We start from the raw sequence: 14,798 nt of genomic DNA on the forward strand, positions 1-14,798 counted from the left end.
AAAAAGTTTTAAGGTGAGCTTTTCGCTGACCGCTGACCGCTCTTTCAGTTGAAGAATCAAACTGGAGGCTTTGTGCTTGCCCTTCAGAACACATCCAGAATCACGTAAGCCAGCACAGCCCCCACCACCGTCATGCACAGGCCCCAGAGCAGCAACCCCTTGAACACCCTTGCACGGTTGACCTGCTCGGGCAGGGCAGCAAGGCACAAGGCCCCGAGGGTGGAAAGCGGACTGACATCCACCATGTGGGAGCCCACATCAATGGCCACCACAGCGTCTTGCAAACTGCTGCCCCCGAGTTTGGAGACCAGCTCTGGCACCAGAGGGATGAACAGGGGCATCACCACACCACTGGAACTGCTGCCCACCGAAGCCAGTCCGGTCACGAAAGCCAGAGCAGCATGCAAGAAGCCCTGAGGGGTGTACTGGGCCAGCATGGAGGTCAGCAGGTCCAGACTGCTGGTTTTTTCCAGCAAGGCCAGCAGCACACTGATGCCTGAAATCAACAGGATCACCGACCACGGCAGGTTTTTGATGCTGTCTTCCGAAGGGGCCACTTTCAGGACGGTCAGCACGGCCACCAGCAGGAACGCGGCCATGCTGGCAGGCCATTTCAGCACGATCACCGACAGAATGAAGCAGGCAAGGGCCAGCAAAGACACCCGGTTTTTCCAGTTCAGAGGCTCTGGTCTGGCAGGGGTCTCGGGTTGAGGGGTGGTTTCAGAGGTGTGGGTTTTCCAGCCTTGAAAGATCAGGTAGGCCAGCACTGCACTCACCGTCTGGATCAATGCCACCATCCCGAAAATGTGGAGGTTCAGGCCCTGCTCCAGTCCAATTGAGCGCATCAGTTCAGTGTTGATGCTGCCTGTGACCGCCACAGGAGAGAAGGTGCCTGCATTGGCACCGGTGCACACCACAATCGCCATCAGGACCGGATGCACCCCTGCTGCCACCCCGACCCGCATGGCCACAGGGGCGATCAGGGCGGTGGAAGCGATGTTTCCCGGCCCCAGAGCCGAACTGATGAATGTCAAAAAGAAGAACACCATCGGCAGGCGTTTGCTGTCTCCTCGGGCCAGTTTGAGGATGCGTTGGGTGATCTGATCGAGGGTGCCGTTTTGCCTGAGGAGTTCAAAGAACAGGGTCACCCCAACAAGCGTCAGGAGCAGGTTTCCGGGCAACAGGGCACCAAATTCGGTGGGTGCAAGGCCTGCTCCAGCGGTGCCGATCACGAACGCCAGAGCCATGGCCAGCAACCCCACATTCAGGTCTGTGCGGATGGCCCCGACCACCAGAACCCCCACCAGACCGAGCAGAGCAAGCCATGCCAGTGTCATGCCTGTATTTTGACAGCCCAGAGGTCAGAATTTGTCCTTCGAGTGGGACTTCAGGTTTAAAGCATCTGACAGAAGGATTCAAACAGATCTTTCTGTTTCACACATCAAAACAGCAGACCTGCTGACCGTTCACCACTGAGACCACTGATCACCATGCGTTCTTTTTGGTTGCTGAGCAGACGCTGTCCCCAAGGCACTTCACCCCCATCGGACAAATTCAATTCATTTCCGTCTGGCATCAAGGCGAACACATAAAAACACAACCCAGAATAGTACCCTTTGCCCCCGATCCGGTGAGGATCAACCTCACACACCAAGTTTGAAAAAGCGGTTTGCAGGACATCCAAGATGTCTGTTTTGATGCGGTCAGGTTGGGTGTCTCTATGAAAATCTGTCACCTTGACTTTCAGGGCAAGTTCTGGCGACACAAAAGCCCTCAGGGCTCTGAGCTGCACTTGCAAGTGCTGCAACACGTGCTGAAATTCAAAACCCCTGCTGCCCAGATCCCGACCAGCACTGACCATGCAGAACAAATTGAAGTGGGTGGACACCCCAGGAATGAACGGAATTTGGGGCCTCAGCAAACGGTGGCTGGCACCCAGACGGACAACCTCTCTGGATTTGGGGTGGGCTTTCCGCAGGGTTTGCCTGCGGGCAGCGGCTTCAAGGGCCAACACGTTGGTGGCATCCGAAACCACTTCCATGCCTCGCACGGTGGACACCGACCAATTCTGGTCCACGCCCGCCACCACCGAACAGGTGCCCAGAGGGGTCACAGGGGACAAATCGAGCACTTCCACTTCCTCTGGCAAGGTGTCAAAGAGTGTGGTTTCCCAGTTCAGTAGTTGTCTGGGGCTGACCTGTGCAGGCTTCACAAATCGGTTTTGCTGATATTCCGCAAGTACCTGAGCCGCTGACCGCCTGTGGGCCTGCTGGCGGTATACTTCCAGCAGCAATGATGTGAGGTCGGTGGGAGCAAGATCTGAAGCCAGTTTTTGAACCAGACCCGGTAACCCAAGTTCTTTTTCGATGCGGTCAATCAAGCCCATGGTGGTGCCTCCTGCCTTCCGGGGTTGAGGGAAGGTTTCACCATCACAACAGTTTCTTTGTTTCGTCACAATACGCATCTTCAGTTAAAAACATCCGCTGATCACCACCAAGAGCGGTGTTCTGACCGCTCTTGGAGAACACCGCCCGAGCAGCAAATGAGTGCGTGTTGGACTTCAGATCTTCAGGTCTTCAGCAACCCGAGCAGTTCATCATGCAGGTGACCGTTGCTGGCCAGCAAGGAACCTCCCAGCACAAAAGGTTCACCAGAAACGGCAGTGACTTTGCCTCCGGCCTCCTCCACAAGCAGGGAACCTGCTGCAGTGTCCCACGGTGCCAATTTGAGGTCCCAGTAAGCGTCCAGCCTGCCTGCTGCGATGTAGGCAAGGGTCAGGGTGGAACTGCTGTAACGGCGCACCGACAATCCCTTGTGGATCAGGGTGGTGAACTGCTGCAAGGCCACCTCTTTCAGGTGGCCCTGTCTGGAGAAACCTGTGGCAATGGCCAGAGGGTCCTGCATCGAGGCAAAAGCACTGACCTGAATGGGTTCGCCGTTCAGGAAGGCCCCTTTGCCTCGAATTGCGGTGAACATTTCTTCTCTGGAGGGGTCGAACACCACTCCGGCTTGCATCTGGCCATCCACCTCGAAGCCAATGCTGACCCCACTCATGGGCAGGCCGCGCACATAGTTGTGGGTGCCGTCCAGAGGGTCCACAATCCAGCGGAAACGGCTTTCTCCAGTGCTGCCCCCCTCTTCACCCAGAATGGCATGCTCTGGGGCATTTTGGTGCAAGATCTGGCGGATGGTGGCTTCACATTCCTGATCCACTTCGGTGACGAGGTCGTTGAAGTGGCTTTTTTGCTGGATGTTTTTCAGTTGCTGCTGGCCTGCCTGTTGCAGTTTTCCCGCGGCCTGTGCAGCCAGAGTGGCGATTTGGAGGGCTTCTTGTGCGTGCATGCCTCAATTATCGAAGTCCTGTGCATGAAGAAGATCAGCCTTCAGGAAGTTGCTTAGATGACCCGGTGATGGTTTGCTTTGCCAGACGGCAAAGGCACTTGAGAGAAGGTTCAGGTTTGCCCATTTTCTGAATGGGGTCCTGAACATTGTGGGAAATCCACAAGCATGGATTGTGCACTTTCTGCGCATAATGCACCGTCTGCCCATGGGCATTGGGGAAATCCCTTAGATGCATCCAAAAGGGCAGCAAACGCAGATCAACCCACAGGAAACACTGAAGAAATTGCAGTTCAGAAATCACAGCTCAGGGATCACATCGAACATTTCATGGGTTTGGACATTTGAGGAGGATGGATTGACATGTGGAGACGCTGGGGCCTTTCAGGCCTGAATCATCTGTCATTGTTTTTGGGATTGCTGGTGGTGGGCAGTCTGGCCGCTCTGGTGTTCGTGCTGCTGGTGCCTGCGTGGCAAGAACAACCCGAGGTGGTGTATCAGGTGCTGCTGGCCCTGATTCTGCTCACGGTGCTGTCTCTGGTGGGAGCCGTGGCCTACCAGTCTGGTTATTTTTCGTACAGTGAGTCGCACTTTGAGCGCACCAACAAAGAGCGGGAACGCTGGATGGGCGTGTGGCATGAGGTGCTGTTCAACCGTGCCCCTTTGCCCACCCGCACGGCAGACCCCATTGCCGCCGAAGCCCTGCTCATCATCAAAGACACCCTTGAACCAGAGAAGTCCGAGAAGGCCCGTCACATCTATGAAATGACTGGACTTCTGTCCAGAGACATGCACATCCTGCGCACCAGTTCTTCCCGTCTGGAAAAGGTGCGGGTGCTGGAACGCTGGGCTTTGCTGTGCGATCCGCAGACCCACCCAATGCTGTATCAGCAGTGCTTTTCCAAACACCCTGACCTGCAACGTCTGGCCCTGACTTCGCTGGCCCGTTCCATGGCGGTGTCTCAGGTGCCCCGAAAAGAAGTGGCCCGCACCTTTGAGCGTCTGGTGCGCGATGACCGGTTCAGCTCGGGTTGGATCGAACAGGTGCTGGTGCTTTTGGGAGACCGCGGCGTGCTCCTCTTGCAAGACCTCCTCAAAGACGAAGAACAGAGCATGCAACTGCGGGCTTTGCGTGCCCTGACTTACGTGCGTGCAGAAGAATGTCTGGATGAATGCCTGACTTTGCTGAATTCCAAAAATCCAGATTTGCGGGCAGCCAGTCTGAAAGTGCTGGTCAGCATGCAGCAGGTTCCCTCAGAAGCCGTACCAGAGGTTTATGCTTTGCTGGAAGATCCCGTCTGGTTCGTGCGGGCACAGGCAGCTCTGGCCTGCAAAGCCATCAAAAACGAACAGGTGACCACCTTGCTGTATGACGCTCTGGCCGATGAAGCGTGGTGGGTGCGTCACAACAGCGCACAGGCCCTGCTGGAACTCGGCCCAGAGGGGCACCAGACTTTGCAACTGGCCATGCATCAGCATCCCGACCGGTACGCCCGAGACATGGCTTCGCAATCCTTGCAGGCGGCCTGAGATGGAGAACTGGCAAAGCACGGTTTTGTATGCTCTGGAGGTGCTGATTGTGGTGTATTTTGCTGTGCTCAATAGCATTTACGCCCTGAGCATTCTGGTGGCAACGCGGGTGATGACCACCTCTGCCCTCAAAGGGGAGAAGGTGCTGATGAAATCCTACATGGAGAAAGGTTACTACCGCCCCATCAGCCTGCTGGTCCCTGCCCACAATGAAGAAAACACCATTGTGGCCTCGGTGCACTCTTTTCTGAACTTGCAGTACCCCGAGTTCGAAGTGATCGTGATCAATGACGGTTCAAAAGACCAGACCCTGCAAAAACTTCAGGAAGAATTCCTGCTGGAAGAAACCCGCGAATTCCCTTCAAGGGTGCTGGAATCCAAAAAGGTCCTTGGGTTGTACCGCAGCATCAAATACCCCCATTTGCTGGTGATCGACAAGGAAAACGGGGGCAAAGCCGATGCCCTCAATGCCGGAATCACCCACTCGACCAAGCCCCTGTTTTGCTCGGTGGATGCAGACAGCATGCTGGAAGCCAGAGCCCTGATGCGGGTGTCCCGTCAGTTTCTGGAAGACGACCACCTGCTGGCGGTGGGTGGAACCGTTCGGGTGATGAACGGCAGCCAGATTCTGGAAGATCAGGTTCAGGAAGCCCACGCCCCAAAAAGCTGGATTGAACGGATTCAGGTCGTCGAGTACACCCGGGCTTTTCTGGCTGGACGGTCCACCTTCAGTCAACTTGGCGTTCTTTTGATCATCTCTGGTGCTTTTGGACTGTTTTCCAGAAAGGCTGTGCTGGATGTGGGCGGTTACCGCACCGACACCGTAGGCGAGGACATGGAACTGGTGGTCCGTCTGCACCGCGAAATGCGTGAAAGAAAGCAGAAATACCACATCCGCTACACCATGGACCCAATCTGCTGGACACAGGTGCCTTCTGATCTGGGGATGCTGCGCAAGCAAAGAAACCGCTGGCAGAGGGGGCTTGTGGAAACCCTCTGGACCCACCGCAAAATGTTCTTGAATCCCCGTTATGGTCGCATTGGGATGTTCAGCATGCCGTTTTACTTGCTGTTTGAGGCTTTTGCCCCTGTGCTGGAGGTGTTTGGTTACCTGCTCACCCTGTACCTGTGGCTCACCGGACAGCTCAACGCCGATTTTGCCGTGCTCTTTCTGGTGATGGCCTTGCTCTACGGCACACTGGTCAGTGCCGCTTCGCTGGGCATCGAGGGCTTCATGATCAAGCGCTATGCCCGGTTTCAGGACCGCCTCGGTTTGATCTTTGCCACGGTGCTGGAACAACTCGGGTACCGACAGGTGCTGGCCTTCGAACGGGTGCTGGCTCTGGTCACCCTGTACACCCGAAAAGGACAGTGGGATGTCCAGAGACGGCAGCAGATCCGACGGTAATTTCAGCCCAATTTCTTAAGATTCAGGCAGTCCCCTGTACGTGTGGCTGCCTGAGTTCTTGTTTTGCTCGGGCAAAAAAGGCTAGAAAGATAAATTACAGATGAAATCGTCTGCATGGAAAGGTGGGCTTGTGGAGCACCATCGGCAAAAAGCCCCATCCCAGCAAAGGAGGTCCCATGAACACCCCTGACTGGCTCAAACTGACCTCCGCTGCTCTGGAGTCCACTTTTGATGCCATTCTGATTCTGGACATCGTTCCCGGACAGCCCCGCATTCTGTACGCCAATCCTGCTGCTGAACGCCTGACCGGTTACCCCAAACCTGACCTCGAAGGTCACAACCCGAGGATGCTGGAAAGCGAAAACATCTCCCAGCAGATCATCTCAGAAGTGGTCTCCAATGTGCGGTCCAACCTGCCTTACCAGTGCCGTGCCCAGTTCAAACGCAAAGATGGCAGCACCTACTGGGCTGAACTCAGCCTGTCTCCCATCGACATTGAACCGCAGGGGCGGTACTGGATCTCCACCCATCGGGATTTGTCTTCGGAAATGCGGGCACAGGAAGCCCTCAAAAACCGCGATGACCTGTATCAACTGATCCTCAACAACAGTCCCGGTCTGTACCGCATGTACAACCGCGAAGGGCGTTGCGTGTACGCATCGGCGGCCAGTGAAAGGATGCTCGGGTATGCCCCCAACGAGATGGTGGGGATGTCTTTTGACCTGTTGCACCCCGAGGACCACGGACACCTGACCGATGCAGACATTGAGGAAATCTGGCAGGGCAAAGCCGACTACCGGGCCTACGAGTACCGGGTGGTGCACCGCTCGGGCCGCACCCTGTGGGTGTCCAGCACCATGCGGGTGATCGGACATCCAGAGCAGCCCGGAGAACGCCTGCTCTTGGTGGTCACCGAAGACATCACTTCACGCAAAAAGGCCCAGCAGGAAGCCCGCGAACAGAACCAGCGCTACACCTCGTTGCTGGAACTCAAGTACCGCATTTTGCTGGCCAACCAGCCTCTGGAGGTTGCAGAAGAGGCCATCAAACTGGCCTTGCCCCTCACCGAATATGAATTTGGTTTCTTCATCAGTTTTCAAGAAGAGAACCTGCACCTTGAGGCTTTTCATGGGGCGAACCCGGAGGTGCGCCAGCAGATCGAGCATGTGCTGGCCCGCAACACCCGTGCCACGGTCCTGCAACTGCTGGAAGGCACGAAACCCCTGTTCATTGGTGCAGAGAACACCCGCATCGGGAAAACCGACGTTCAGAACCGCAAACTGTTCCGCGCCTTTGCCCTGCTGCCCATCCACGCCGATGGTGAAGTGTACGGTGCCATCAGTTTCGTGCACAGGGGGCATATCGAGGTCTCACCATCCACCCAGAGGTTGCTCGGGGCCATTGAAGAACGGGTGAGCCTCGCTTACAGCAAACTGGTGGACATTCAGCGTCTGGAAGCCTCCCGAGAAGAAACCATGCGCACCCTCGGACTGGCCCTCGAATACCGCGATTACGAAACCAAAGGCCACACCGACCGGGTGATCGAACTCTGCCAGAAACTTGGGGAAGGGGTCGGGCTGGACGAAGAAACCCTCAAGGAACTCCGCTGGGGAGCGTACCTGCACGACATCGGCAAAATTGCCACCCCGGATGCGGTGCTCCTCAAACCCGGAAAACTCGACCCAGAGGAGTGGGCCATCATCAAGCAACACCCGGTGGTGGGATTCGAACTGACCCGTTCGATTCCCTCCCTGCCAGAGCGCACCCTCGACATCGTGCTGCACCATCAGGAACGCTGGAATGGCTCGGGATACCCGGAAGGGCTATCAGGCAAGACCATTCCTTTTCTGGCCCGACTCTTTGCGGTGGTGGATGTGTACGACGCACTGACCAGCGAAAGACCCTACAAAAAAGCCTTCAGCCACGAGGCGGCCATTTCACAGCTCTGGAAAGAAGCCGGAACCCTGCTGGACCCGGAACTGGTGCAGGTGTTCGTGCAAGTGATGACCGAACCTGTTCCAGAGGCATGAGGGAAAGAGGCCCCTCTGGGGCCTCTTTCTTGCTGGTCAAGCTTCACATGTGCTGTTGACGGTTCTGAGATGTCCTGCACGAGGATTTCTTGCTGTGAACTGTCTACTGTCTTGCTCTGGACGAGGACCACAAGCACACCCTCTCCTGTGACCCTGCCCCAGCATTCATTTTCCAGACATGATGGAGAAGCTGTCTCCGGGGCCTTCAGCCTCGTAACCCACCGACACCAACCCGAGGTTGACCATGGTGGACTGGCTGGTGTCCACTTTGCCACCCGCATCCAGAATGTTGCCTCCGCCGTCAATGGTCACATAGGGTCCGAATTTTGCACCCACATCGGCTTCCACAGGGCCAACAGAACCCCCCGCAGACACTTTGCCCCCGGCAAAAATGGTGAGTTTGCCATCGAAAGCGTAACCGTAATTGCGCAGTTGCAACTTGCGGTCAGGATTGCGCCCGGCCTGCTTTTCAATGAAGCGCTCTTTGGGATCGGTCAGTTTGACGTAACGCTGGGACTGTTCGTAACCAACCACCACGAAAGCGGCAAGAACCCCTTCGGTGGACGCCTCCACCTCGACTTTTTCGCACATGTAGGTCACTTCCAAAAAGGCCACCGAAGCTTTGGGTTTGATGGGACTGGCTTCGCAGGCTTTGGCGTCCTCGGGGTCTTGGGCCACCAGATCCGGTGGGGGAACTTCATCCTTGCAGAAGGTGCCGTATGCCCCTGCGGTGACCACATGCATGCCCACCACAGACAGGTAGGTGCTGTAGTTCTGGAAGTAAATGGCTTTCATCTGGGTGGTGGCCGCCTGATAAAATTCTGCGTCGCTCAGGTATCCCACCAGACCACTCAGCACCTTGTGAAAGGGACGGTAGTAGGCACGGTAGGCTGTGTCGTACTGCTGAAGGTCTCCCAGCAGGGCAGAATTCCATTGTTTGCCCGCAGCGCACATGCGCTTGTCGTGCTCAATCCGGGCACGTTCCTGACAGGGACCGTTCCCGTTGCACCCGAGGAGTTCAGAGCTGTACTGGGTGGCGCTCTGTTCTGCTGCCTTGATGTACCTCTGGTCCACAGGTTCGCGGGCTGCGAAGTACTGCTGGTGGGCCTCATCCACTTTCTCGTACAGTTTGTTGATGTCTGCATCTTCAGGGTCTGCAGAGTTGATGGGGCCCATCAGGTGCAACGTCACCTCGCCGGTCATGCGGGTTTTGGGGTTTTTCAGAAGCTGGTTGCCCTTGTTGTAAATGCCCGGCCAGAGTTGCTGGAATTTCTGGCTGTTCTGCTGCGCGGCCACTGCAGCCCGGTTCATTTCATTGCTGACAAAAGGGGCGGCTTCGGTGGCCTCGCGGATGTTGGCAGGCATCGGAATGTTCGGAAAGCGCCCCTCGATGCCTTTGGACATGGTGTAAGCCTCTTCATAAGGTTTGAGGGTGATCACGTCCACCTCTGGAGACTCTACGGGTCCACCCCCCGGTCCCACCATGTCTTTGAGGGGCATCCGGTAATTGCCCAGACGGTACCATCTTGCGGCCTCCGTGCACTTGCCCTGTTCACCCAGAGCCTGCGCCAGATTCTTTTTCGCCTCGGTGAGCAGGGGTTCAAGGCGCACCGCTTCACGGAGCACCACTTCAGCCTGTGCGGGCCGATTCAGACCCAGCAGGGCATGCCCCTGATTGTTGAGGATCATGGCGGTGGGGTTCATGCCCCACGGGGTGTTCAGGGTGCTTTGCTGTGCTCGGGCAGCCTCCAGCAAAGCGAGGCTTTCGTACCAGAAACCGTAAAAGTTTGCCAGACCGGACAGGCTCACCAGATCCTCTGGGTGGTTGGGGTCCAGTTCATGGGCACGCAACAAAAACGCCATCGCTGCCAGAGGTTTGCCATTGGCCATGGCAATCGGCACTTTTCCGCGCAGTTTGCTTGCAGACTGGTAATCGGATGTGGCTTTGAGGGCTGCAAAAGTCTCTGGGGCCAGAGACCCCTCAAGGGCCGCTTGCAGCATCCCGAGGGCTTCGGTCAGGTTCACAGGACGTTCGCTCCCTGCCAGGGTTTCCGGTTCGATGGGGGCCTGAAAAGGGCTCTGGATGTTCTGCTGGGCGATCAACTGGTCACGCATCCCCACCAGCAGGGTGTAACCGGGATCGGTGGGTTTCATTTCCTTCAGGCGGGTTTCGAGTTGCACCAAGGCTTCAGAAAGCTGGGGTTGCAGCACCGCGGAAACATCCGGCATGGAGGTCTGGCCTCCGGCACGGCTCGGGCAGCGCACCTGATCGGTGGTGGGAATGGTGGTGGTGTTGCTGATGGAAAGGATGTCCGGGGCGGCCTGTGCGCCGAGTTGCAACAACACCCCGAGGGTGCAAATGGATTTGAGCAGGGATTTTGAAGGCTGTTTCATGTGAACTCCTCGAAGAAAGCTTCTTCTGATGGTGTCACTGTACTTCTGGACCCATGATTGCAAGATGATTGCCGTCACTGCACGGGGTTGACTGGCGTTTCCTGTCCCGACATTCTGCACTTTGGTTGCGATTCATACGAAAAATTTACCGATCTGCCTCTATGGTGAAAAAGACCGAAGGAGGCACCCATGCCCATTGAACCTTTCACCCTTGTGATCCTCGGAGCGACCGGAGATTTGACCCGCAGGCTCCTGTTTCCCGCCATTTACCGATTGATCAAAAAAGAACGCCTGCCCGAGTTCAAGGTGGTGGGTTTTGCTCGCGAAGACTGGACCCCCGAGCAGTTTTTGAAGCACCTTGAGAAGAACCTCAAAGAATTTGTTCCGAACTTCTCAAAGGACGTGTGGGATGAACTCAAAGGGCGCATTGATTACCTGCAAGGGGACCTCACCCCAGAGCACCTGAAACAACTGGAAGAAAAACTGGACGGCAACGCCCTGTTTTATCTGGCTTTGCCTCCGCAGTTTTTTGATGAAGCGGCCATTTCTCTGGGTGCAGCAGGTTTGCACCGCGAAAAGAACGGCTGGCGCAGGCTCATCATCGAAAAACCGTTCGGCTGGGACCTTTCATCGGCCCAGCAACTGCGCAAACACCTGCACAAGCACTGGAAAGAGCACCAGCTTTTTCGCATCGACCACTTTCTGGGCAAAGAAACCGTGCAGAACCTGATGGTGTTCCGTTTTGCCAACCGCTTCATGGAGCCCATCTGGAACAGTGCCAACATTGCACAGGTGCAAATCACTGCTGCCGAAACCCTCGGGCTGGAGGGGCGTTACAAGTACTACGATCAGGCCGGAGCCCTCAGGGACATGCTGCAAAACCACCTGATGCAGATTTTTGCCCTGACCGCCATCGAACCGGTCAGCCGCTGGAACGCCGACAACCTGCGCCAGCACAAAGTGGAGGTGCTCCAGAGCGTGCGCAGCATCCCTCTGGACCGGGTCAAGGAGTTTGCGGTCCGTGGGCGGTACGGTGCGGGTGAAATGGACGGCAAAACCGTGCCGGGCTACATGGAAGAAGAGGGGGTGCCCCACACTTCACGCACAGAGACTTTTGCTGCGGTGAAACTGTACATCGACAACTGGCGCTGGGAGGGGGTGCCTTTCTACCTGCGCAGTGGAAAACGCATGAAAGAGACCTACACCGAGGTGGCCGTTCAGTTCAAAGAGGTGCCCACCCAGTTGTTTGATGGGGTGGAGGACCTCTCCAACTGGCTGATTTTCCGCATGAAGCCCGCAGAAAGCATTGAACTGGTGGCCTACGCCAAAACCCCCGGCCTGAACCTCGAAACCCGTCCGGTGGTGCTCAGAACCGAGTTGTCCCGCAAGGAAGAAGAGGATTTTTCCGCGTACGAGCAACTGCTGGTGGATGCTGCCGAAGGCGACCAGACCCACTTCCTGAGGTACGACGAAGTGGAAGAAGCCTGGCGCATCCTCGACCCCATCCTCAAAGCGTGGACACGGGGCCAACCCGAGGAGTACCCCTCAGGGGCTCTGGGACCGAACGGACAGGGGAGATTGATGGATCCCGGCCATTACTGGCGCACCCCCGAGGACGATTGAGCCTTTTTCGATGTCTGGCTCCCACCCACTTGTCGCTCAGGTCGGGGTGACCCTCGGGTTTGGGTCTGTGTTCAGCGTCTGAACGCTCCTTGACGTAGAAGGGGTGTTCAGAATGGTGGTGTGCAAAACGAAACACCCCGACTTTTCAGCCGGGGATGGAACATGCCAGAGCCTAACCTTTAAGGCACTGCGATGATTTCATCCAGATACAGGGTGCCCGAGTTGGGTGTCCCGTCGTTCTTGTTGACGTAAATCCCGAAGGACCGGATGTCTTTGAGGGTCTCTGGGGTCATGGTTTTTCCTGCATTTCCGGTGTCCCAGGGGGCGGGTTTGAAGCTGCTGAAGGGAATTTCCAACCAGGTGGCTTCGGTGCCTGCAATGGAGGGGTAAGCCTCGAAGGAGATGCCGCTGGCATTGACTTGCAAGACCAGTCGGTTGCCGCTGCCGTCGGGTTTCAGCCAGAGTTTCAGTTTGTTGGTGCCGGTCCAGTTCACGCCGGACATGTTTTTGACCTGTCCGGTGTAGCCCTGACTGCCCAGCGTATAAGCAAATTTGAGGCCGTATTTGCCACTGCCCAGTGTGCTGGAATCCAGAGTGATGGTGTTCAGGTCTCCGGCGGTGCTGTAGACGGCGTCAAGGAGTTCGCTGCTGCCTTTGTAGCGGTCGAAGGTGTCCACCACCAGAGGGTTGGTTTCTCCGCTGGATTCCCCAACATACAGGTTGATGGTGTCTTTCAGGAGGCTGCCGTCTTGCAAGTAGGCTTTGACGGTGATGCTGGTGGCACTTTCATCGAGTGCAGCATCAGGTTTCCACTGGGCGGTGTAGTAACTCATGGGGCTGGAAGTGTCCTGCACCATGGGGAACTCGGTGGGGTCGCTGCCGATGCTGTACACCACTTTGCTGGGCTGGGCGTGCAGGATTTTGGTTCTCAGGGTGTGGGTGCTCTGGCTGGACAGGGTTTGCTGTCCGGTGGGGGAGACCACATGCACCAGAGGTTTCTCTGCAATGGTGTTCACGGTTTTGCTGAACGGGTTGGCGTTTTGCACCTGTTTGCTGAAGGAGGTGAAAGGGTCCAGAGAATATTGCACGAAGTCTGACAGCAGTTCGTGGCTGCCAAGGCCCGGTGCACTGCGGTAGGGCACGAAAATGTTGTCCGTCCCGAAGTTGGCCCAGGTCAGCATGTAGGCCATGCGTTTGGCGTCCGGGTCGGATTTCAGGGCAGAGAGCAGTTTGGTGAAGAATTTCAGGTCTTTGGTGCCTGTGGGTTTGACCCCCACATACCCGAACTCGGTGAAGGCTGCGACTTTGCCTCTGGCGTCAGCGATTCTGGAAATCAGACTGGCGTCTTGTTTGGCCCCTTCGAAGTACCCTTCGGATTTGCCATCGTAGTAACTGTCAAAGCCGAGGATGTCCACATATTCATCGCCGGGGTAGGTTTCCATGAAGGTCTTCTCGGAGTTGTTGAACGGTCCGTTCGGAGAGAATCCATACAGGAAGTTGCGCACCCCTTTGACATCGCGCAGGTATTCCACGGTGTAACGGTAGATTTCGATGTACTGCTCTCGGGTGCGGTAAGGTGCACCCCACCAGAACCAGCCACCGTTTTGTTCGTGGAAAGGACGGAAAATCACCGGGATGGCTTGCCCTGCATCGTCTTTGAGGTTGAGGGCAAAGTCTGCGACCATGTCCAGAAAGTGGTTGTATTCGGCGTGTTTGCTGCCTCCGGGCAGGATCTGGGACACCACATTGCCTTTGGTGTCGTAGAAGTTTCCGCCGGTCACAAAGTTGGGCATGTGGGAGGAGAGGGCCAGCACCCCACCTTGCTCGTGGGCTTTTTTCATTACCTGGATCAGGTTGTCGCGGCTCTGGGTTTTGTTTCCGAACACCCCCGGTTTTTCGTGGCCTTCCAGAGAGAGGGTGTCCCATCCGAACATGCCAGGGAAGTCTCCGACGGCTTTCTGGACTTCCGATTGGGTGCCGTCTTTGGCGGTGATGGAGAACCCTTCGGTGGTGGCATGCTGGTGTCCGAACAGGATTTCTTTCCCGCGCAGTTCTTGCAGGTACACAAACAAGGACCTTGCTGCAGGTTCAGCCTGTGCATCCACAAGGTCTACCGTGTGGATGGTGGGTGAGGTGGGGCCAGACGATGCAGCAGTGCAGGCAGCCAGAGACAGCAGGGCCAGCATGCCAGAGGTGCGGAGGACAAAACGCGAAAGTGTGGTCATCAAAACTCCTCAATGTGAAATGTTTTGAACACCTCAGGGTCCATCCGTGCAAGTGGAACCTGAGGCAACTCTGGCGCAGGCCAGAGGGTGCGTTCCAGAAGTCGTGGCAGAAGTGCCCTGAATATAGGTTTTGTTTAGGAAACTGTCAACAGTTGTGTAGATGTTTTGAGGGGCATTGGGGATTTCCTTTATCTCCATATCGGTGGGATTTTGTGTGATTGGTGGCAATTTTTGGAGATGGATCTGCTT

The 14,798-nt window shown here is 56.3% G+C and carries 9 protein-coding genes; 4 read left to right on the forward strand and 5 right to left on the reverse strand.

Translation table 11 applies throughout. From position 1 onward, the window contains the following. Positions 1–83 precede the first annotated feature (83 nt). The 3 genes from Q371_RS04855 to Q371_RS04865 all read right to left on the reverse strand — a co-directional run bounded on the left by Q371_RS04855 (position 84) and on the right by Q371_RS04865 (position 3,342). Positions 84–1,337: an SLC13 family permease gene (locus Q371_RS04855; protein ID WP_034336863.1), complete on the reverse strand. Its 1,254-nt coding sequence runs from the start codon at positions 1,335–1,337 to the stop codon at positions 84–86. Positions 1,338–1,441: 104 nt separating this feature from the next. Beyond that, entirely contained in the window at positions 1,442–2,386 is a 945-nt protein-coding gene (locus Q371_RS04860) for a hypothetical protein (RefSeq protein WP_034336867.1), read from the reverse strand. A gap of 182 nt (positions 2,387–2,568) precedes the next feature. Further along, positions 2,569–3,342 (reverse strand): inositol monophosphatase family protein, encoded by a 774-nt coding sequence (locus Q371_RS04865; protein WP_034336870.1) that lies wholly within the window; start codon positions 3,340–3,342, stop codon positions 2,569–2,571. Between the two features lie 360 nt (positions 3,343–3,702). Between Q371_RS04865 and Q371_RS04875 the strand changes: the two genes are divergently transcribed. The 3 genes from Q371_RS04875 (at position 3,703) to Q371_RS25355 (ending at position 8,307) form a co-directional block, all read left to right on the forward strand. Beyond that, complete coding sequence (locus tag Q371_RS04875; RefSeq protein ID WP_034336876.1) at positions 3,703–4,869, forward strand: HEAT repeat domain-containing protein; 1,167 nt, start codon at positions 3,703–3,705, stop codon at positions 4,867–4,869. 1 nt (position 4,870) lies between these two features. Continuing rightward, positions 4,871–6,277 (forward strand): glycosyltransferase family 2 protein, encoded by a 1,407-nt coding sequence (locus Q371_RS04880; protein ID WP_034336879.1) that lies wholly within the window; start codon positions 4,871–4,873, stop codon positions 6,275–6,277. A gap of 176 nt (positions 6,278–6,453) precedes the next feature. After that, on the forward strand, positions 6,454–8,307 hold the full coding sequence (locus tag Q371_RS25355) for a PAS domain S-box protein (protein WP_157442523.1): 1,854 nt from the start codon (positions 6,454–6,456) through the stop codon (positions 8,305–8,307). Between the two features lie 165 nt (positions 8,308–8,472). Here the strand turns inward: Q371_RS25355 and Q371_RS04890 are convergent, their stop codons facing one another. Further along, a complete protein-coding gene (locus tag Q371_RS04890) occupies positions 8,473–10,701 on the reverse strand; it encodes a tetratricopeptide repeat protein (RefSeq protein WP_034336882.1) in 2,229 nt (742 codons plus the stop codon). Between the two features lie 189 nt (positions 10,702–10,890). On the opposite strand from Q371_RS04890, the gene zwf reads away from it, so the two are divergent. Then, entirely contained in the window at positions 10,891–12,324 is a 1,434-nt protein-coding gene (gene zwf / locus Q371_RS04895) for a glucose-6-phosphate dehydrogenase (RefSeq protein WP_034336885.1), read from the forward strand. A gap of 179 nt (positions 12,325–12,503) precedes the next feature. Here the strand turns inward: zwf and Q371_RS04900 are convergent, their stop codons facing one another. After that, a complete protein-coding gene (locus tag Q371_RS04900) occupies positions 12,504–14,549 on the reverse strand; it encodes a glycosyl hydrolase (protein WP_034336887.1) in 2,046 nt (681 codons plus the stop codon). Positions 14,550–14,798 lie beyond the last annotated feature (249 nt).

This window comes from Deinococcus misasensis DSM 22328, assembly GCF_000745915.1.
In the GTDB taxonomy this organism is placed as follows: Bacteria; Deinococcota; Deinococci; order Deinococcales; family Deinococcaceae; genus Deinococcus_C; species Deinococcus_C misasensis.

Excerpts from the sequence above, each read along its gene's own strand:
- Q371_RS04855 (WP_034336863.1), bottom strand. The coding sequence starts at position 1,337 with ATGACACTGGCATGGCTTGCTCTGCTCGGTCTGGTGGGGGTTCTGGTG.
- Q371_RS25355 (WP_157442523.1), top strand. The coding sequence starts at position 6,454 with ATGAACACCCCTGACTGGCTCAAACTGACCTCCGCTGCTCTGGAGTCC.
- Q371_RS04880 (WP_034336879.1), top strand. The coding sequence starts at position 4,871 with ATGGAGAACTGGCAAAGCACGGTTTTGTATGCTCTGGAGGTGCTGATT.
- Q371_RS04865 (WP_034336870.1), bottom strand. The coding sequence starts at position 3,342 with ATGCACGCACAAGAAGCCCTCCAAATCGCCACTCTGGCTGCACAGGCC.
- Q371_RS04900 (WP_034336887.1), bottom strand. The coding sequence starts at position 14,549 with ATGACCACACTTTCGCGTTTTGTCCTCCGCACCTCTGGCATGCTGGCC.
- zwf (WP_034336885.1), top strand. The coding sequence starts at position 10,891 with ATGCCCATTGAACCTTTCACCCTTGTGATCCTCGGAGCGACCGGAGAT.
- Q371_RS04860 (WP_034336867.1), bottom strand. The coding sequence starts at position 2,386 with ATGGGCTTGATTGACCGCATCGAAAAAGAACTTGGGTTACCGGGTCTG.
- Q371_RS04890 (WP_034336882.1), bottom strand. The coding sequence starts at position 10,701 with ATGAAACAGCCTTCAAAATCCCTGCTCAAATCCATTTGCACCCTCGGG.
- Q371_RS04875 (WP_034336876.1), top strand. The coding sequence starts at position 3,703 with ATGTGGAGACGCTGGGGCCTTTCAGGCCTGAATCATCTGTCATTGTTT.